This is a genomic window from Myxococcus sp. AB025B (assembly GCF_006518215.1).
Taxonomy (GTDB): Bacteria; Myxococcota; Myxococcia; order Myxococcales; family Myxococcaceae; genus Myxococcus; species Myxococcus fulvus.
In genome coordinates this window covers 1-4,270 of record NZ_SRLW01000495.1, presented here as the reverse complement: position 1 = coordinate 4,270, position 4,270 = coordinate 1, and the positions used below count along the sequence as shown (strand labels likewise).

The 4,270-nt window shown below is 71.3% G+C and carries 4 protein-coding genes and 1 pseudogene; 2 read left to right on the top strand and 3 right to left on the bottom strand.

Going from position 1 to position 4,270, the window contains the following annotated elements; genetic code table 11:
• Window positions 1-602, bottom strand: a pseudogene (locus FL311_RS41525) (zinc ribbon domain-containing protein); the annotation flags it as partial.
• 406 nt (window positions 603-1,008) lie between these two features.
• Between FL311_RS41525 and FL311_RS41520 the strand changes: the two are divergent.
• Complete coding sequence (locus FL311_RS41520; RefSeq protein WP_141333144.1) at window positions 1,009-1,251, top strand: hypothetical protein; 243 nt, start codon at window positions 1,009-1,011, stop codon at window positions 1,249-1,251.
• A gap of 79 nt (window positions 1,252-1,330) precedes the next feature.
• On the opposite strand, the gene FL311_RS41515 is transcribed toward FL311_RS41520, so the two are convergent.
• On the bottom strand, window positions 1,331-1,585 hold the full coding sequence (locus tag FL311_RS41515) for a hypothetical protein (protein WP_141333143.1): 255 nt from the start codon (window positions 1,583-1,585) through the stop codon (window positions 1,331-1,333).
• 220 nt (window positions 1,586-1,805) lie between these two features.
• Window positions 1,806-3,317, bottom strand: coding sequence for a PD40 domain-containing protein (locus FL311_RS41510; protein WP_141333142.1), 1,512 nt, complete (start codon window positions 3,315-3,317; stop codon window positions 1,806-1,808).
• Between the two features lie 120 nt (window positions 3,318-3,437).
• On the opposite strand from FL311_RS41510, the gene FL311_RS41505 reads away from it, so the two are divergent.
• The gene (locus tag FL311_RS41505; protein ID WP_141333141.1) at window positions 3,438-4,235 is read left to right on the top strand and encodes a TatD family hydrolase; all 798 of its coding nucleotides are present in this window, start codon (window positions 3,438-3,440) and stop codon (window positions 4,233-4,235) included.
• Window positions 4,236-4,270 lie beyond the last annotated feature (35 nt).

Genomic DNA, 4,270 nt, shown 5'->3' with positions numbered 1-4,270 from the left:
CCTCCCAGGGATGCCCCCGTGCCCGGCAGCGCCAGGAGCACGGCCGAGGCCAGCGCCGTGGCGAGCCCCAGCCCCAGGCCCGCATGACGCCGCGCGGGCCCCGGCTCGCCCACCACCAGGAACAACGCCACCAGGCCCAGCGCGAAGTAGGCCACGTGCACGGGGGCCGTCGGCGCTCCGCGCGCGAGCCACGCCGTGGCGACCAGCTGCACCGCCAGCCCCGTCTGGGCAATCCCCTTCACCGGCCCCCGGTTGAGCACCAGCACCAGCGCCAGCACCAGGTCCAACGCCACCAGCCCGTACGTCCACGACGGGTCCTGCAGCGAGCCCAGCACCCCACCGGCCCGCAGGAACCACGCGGCAGCGCCCGCCCCCAGCACCGCCGCCACCGGGCCCGGATGCGCGGAGACGGCGCTCGTCACCAGGTCGCCACCGAAGACGGTGGCCTCGTCGTCCACCGCGTCCCCCAGCCGATCCAACCGCGTGCGGCCGACCTTCTTGTAGGACTGCAGGTGGTCGAAGGGCTCACCACAGGCGGGACAGGCCGAGGCGCCCCGGGGAATGGGGCTGTGACCGCAGCTCGGGCAGAGGGTCTGAGGCATGGCCCGCGTATACCGCACCGAACACTCCGCCCACGAGGGCGCGACGCCCATGTCAGCCCGCACCCCCAACTGCCAATTTTTGGACCAAATCGGCGGGGCACCAGCGACACCCGGGTCATTCAAGACCGAGCGCACTCGCAGTGTTCGCGGTTTGTAGTGAACTCTCGACTCTTGAACGAAACGTCGAGATTGCGGGGCTGGATGAACGAATCAACTCGACAGAACGAGGAACCCTTCCGGGGTTGCGGTGCTCTGCGTGAGGTGGTGAACCAGGAACCCCGCTCCGTGACAGGGAAAACCCTTAGTACGCGTTACCCATCAGGTGAGCGTCCGGCTGGCACCTCGTCTGCATATGTCAGACCCCAGGTGTACTCACCCGCGCAGCAACGCGAGGTGGGAGGAGCACATGGCCAAGACGACGACACGCAAGAGCGTCACGGTGCGCCGACAAGGGCGTCGGGTGATGCCAGCACTGCGGCGGACGGCTCAGCGGGCCCGGGTGGCCGCCGAGAAGGCCCACCTCACCGTGGGGGAGGTCATCGCCGCCGCCTTCGACACCGCGGGCGGTGAGCTCGGTGAGGCGCTGGCGGTGATGACGTCACCGCAGATGACGCGGGCCCTGGGGCGCCGCATCGTCGTGGTGGGCTGAAACCCTCCGCTTTTTTCAGCGGAGGAACGACTGGTGGCCCGCACCGTGGCTCTGGAGCCTCGGCGCCAGGGCCCCGGGTTCACTCCCCGGCCAGGAGCACGCCGGTGGTGTAGTGCCGCTGGGTGGGCTCACCCGCCAGCGCGCGAGCGAAGTCCTCGGCATTGTTGGGGTGCACCAGGAAGGTGCCCGCGCGCGTCTGGAGGCGCACAGGCGCCATGTCCGGGTGCGGGTCCGCGGACACGGTTCCGCCGCCGCCCACGTCCACCGGCGGGCTCGGGAGCGTCGCGCACCCGGCGAACAGCAGGACTCCCAACGTCACGAGAAGCATCTTCATCCGCGTCCTCCGGGACAGAGGCCACCAGGCCCGTCAGCCGGGCCCCTCTATTCCGGCGGCCCCCGGACAGGCAAGGCCCGATGCGTCGCGCGCGGAGGACGGCAGGCCGGGAGCGTGGACAAGTCCAGCGCAACGCCCGGGCGGACCCACCGGTCGTCGCGGTCACCCAGGCGAGGAGCGCTCAGCCACTCCCCGCCCGGGAGTCACGACCCCTGGAGGTTCAGCGAGGCTGCCAGCGGGGACGGTGGTCGTCGCTGTCGCCCGTCTGCAGCGTGAAGCCCGCCTTCGGGTGGATGATGGCCGCGCCCTCCTGCGCGCCCGTCACCGGGTCGATGCGCTGCACGTGCAGCTGCCCCGCCTTGATGAACGCGACGAAGCGGCCATCCGGCGAGAACGACGGCAGCGTGCCGTCATCCACGAGCCGCACCTCGGTGCCCGTGGCGGAGCCGTCCTGCGGGTTGATGGCGCGCAGGAAGATGACGTTGCCCGAGCGGTCCTGGCACGGGGACACCGCGCCGCCGCACAGCACCGCGCCGCCCGACGTGGGCCGGTAGTAGTACGCGCGCACGTACGCGGCCCAGGTGCCATCCGGCGCCCAGATGGGGCTCGCGATGAAGGAGTCCACGGTGCCGTCGGTGGACGCCTCCGTGGACACGTCCGCGACGAGCTGGGGCGCGCCGCCGCCCGTCACGTCGATGTTGTAGAGCCGGACCAGCGGCGTGGGCGTGGTGTCCCCCTCGAAGGTCACCAGCTCGTTGTTCGGGTTGGCCAGGAACAGCAGCTGGTCGTTCACGCGGTTGTAGTGCGCCTGCTCCGCCGTCACCCCGGCGTTGGCCAGCGGCGTCGGCGCGGTGCCCCCACCGCTCGAGGTGAACAGGCCCTCGCCGTTCACGTTGAAGACGAACGTCGTCCCGTCACGCGACCAGTCCGGGAACGCGCCCGTCGTCGTCGCCTGCACCACGCCCCCGGCGCCGCCCGGCGTCACCGCCGAGATGCCGGAGCGCTGGCTGCCGTTCTGCCGCACCCACGCGATGGCGGCGCCCGGCTCCCACTCCATCGAGCGGAAGGCCTCCGTGTTGCCCGTGCCGCCATCGGCGACCACCACGCCCTGGCCCTCGACGAGGGGCACCTCGCGCACGGTGAGCTCACCGGCGCTCTTCTCCGTCGCGGTGTCCACCGCGCCCTGCGCGAACGAGAGGTGCGTACCGCCCGGGCCCCACCGCGGATAGCGGCTGTCCGTGCCCGCCGCGCTCAGCGACGTCATGCCCGGCGTGTCGTAGCGCATCACCAGCGCCGCGGAGACTCCGGCATCGTCCCGCCCCGTCACCGCGACATGCATCGCCTGGCACGTGAGCGGAGCGCCCTCGCAGCGAAGGCCCGGACCACAGTCCCCGGACGCCGTGCAGGCATCCCCCTTCGCGCCGGTGCCCTGGCCACCACCGTCGGGCGTGCCCGCGTCGTCATCCGTGCCCGCGTCGGGCATTCCCGCGTCCGGCACTCCCGCGTCGGGGACACCCGCGTCGTCGTCTCCACCACCGGCGTCCGGCTCGGGGGTGGGCGTCTGGATGGGGCGCTGCTCGCACTCGTTGTCGCCGGTGCAGACCCACTCCTGTCCCTCCGCGGGCTGTCCCTTGTCACTGCGACAGTCGAACTGGTCCACACATTCGTCACCACACCCCGTCGACAGAACCCACAGCGCGCAGCACAGCGCGCCGACGATTCGCTTGTCCATTCAGCCCCTCCAAGTGAGTGAAGGGCGTATAGCCTCGCTCCAAAGGGACGGAATGGTTCGCGAGGGCGGGTTGCAGTGAGCATGTTCCTGAATGAACGGCGATTCACTCCGGCGTGATGAATGATCGACACCCACTGCCATCTCGATGCGACGCGATTCGATGAGGACAGGACGCTCGTGCTGGAGCGCGCCTGGGCCGCGGGGCTGCAAGGCATCCTCGTCCCCGGTGTCGGTACCCACGACTGGGAGCCCCTGCTGGAGCTGTCGCGCGCGGAGCCGCGCCTCCAGGTGGGCCTGGGCATCCATCCCCAGTTGCTGCCGGACATGACACCCGAGGAGGACGACGCGGCGCTGGAGCTGCTCGACGCGCTCTTGTCCAAGGGCGGCGCCATCGCCGTGGGCGAGTGTGGACTCGACGGTCCATCCCTGCCCGGCGCGCCGCTCGAGCGGCAGCTATTCGTGCTGCGGCGGCACCTGGCGCTCGCGCGCAAGCACCAGCTGCCGGTGTTGATGCACTGCCACCGGCTCCACCCGGCCCTCATCGAGCTGTTCAAGCAGGAGGCGCTGCCCGAGGCGGGCGTGCTCATGCACAGCTACAGCGGCGGCGTGGAGCTGGCGCGCTTCTATCTCCAGAAGGGCTGCCACTTCTCCTTCGCCGGCCCGGTGACGTGGGCCGAGGCGCGCAAGCCCCTGGACGCGCTGCGCGCCATCCCGCTGGACCGGCTGATGGCGGAGACGGACGCGCCGGACCAGGCCCCCACCCCTCACCGGGGCGGCCGCTCCGAGCCGGCCTACCTGCCCCACATCCTGGAGGGGATGGCCCGCGTGCGGGGAGAGCCCCTGGACGAGGTCGCCCAGCGGACGACCGAGAATGCCCGGCGCCTGTTCCGGGAAGGTTTTCCCCCCGCTTCGCGGTAGGCGAGCGGTCGCGTTATAGAGGACCCCCATGAACC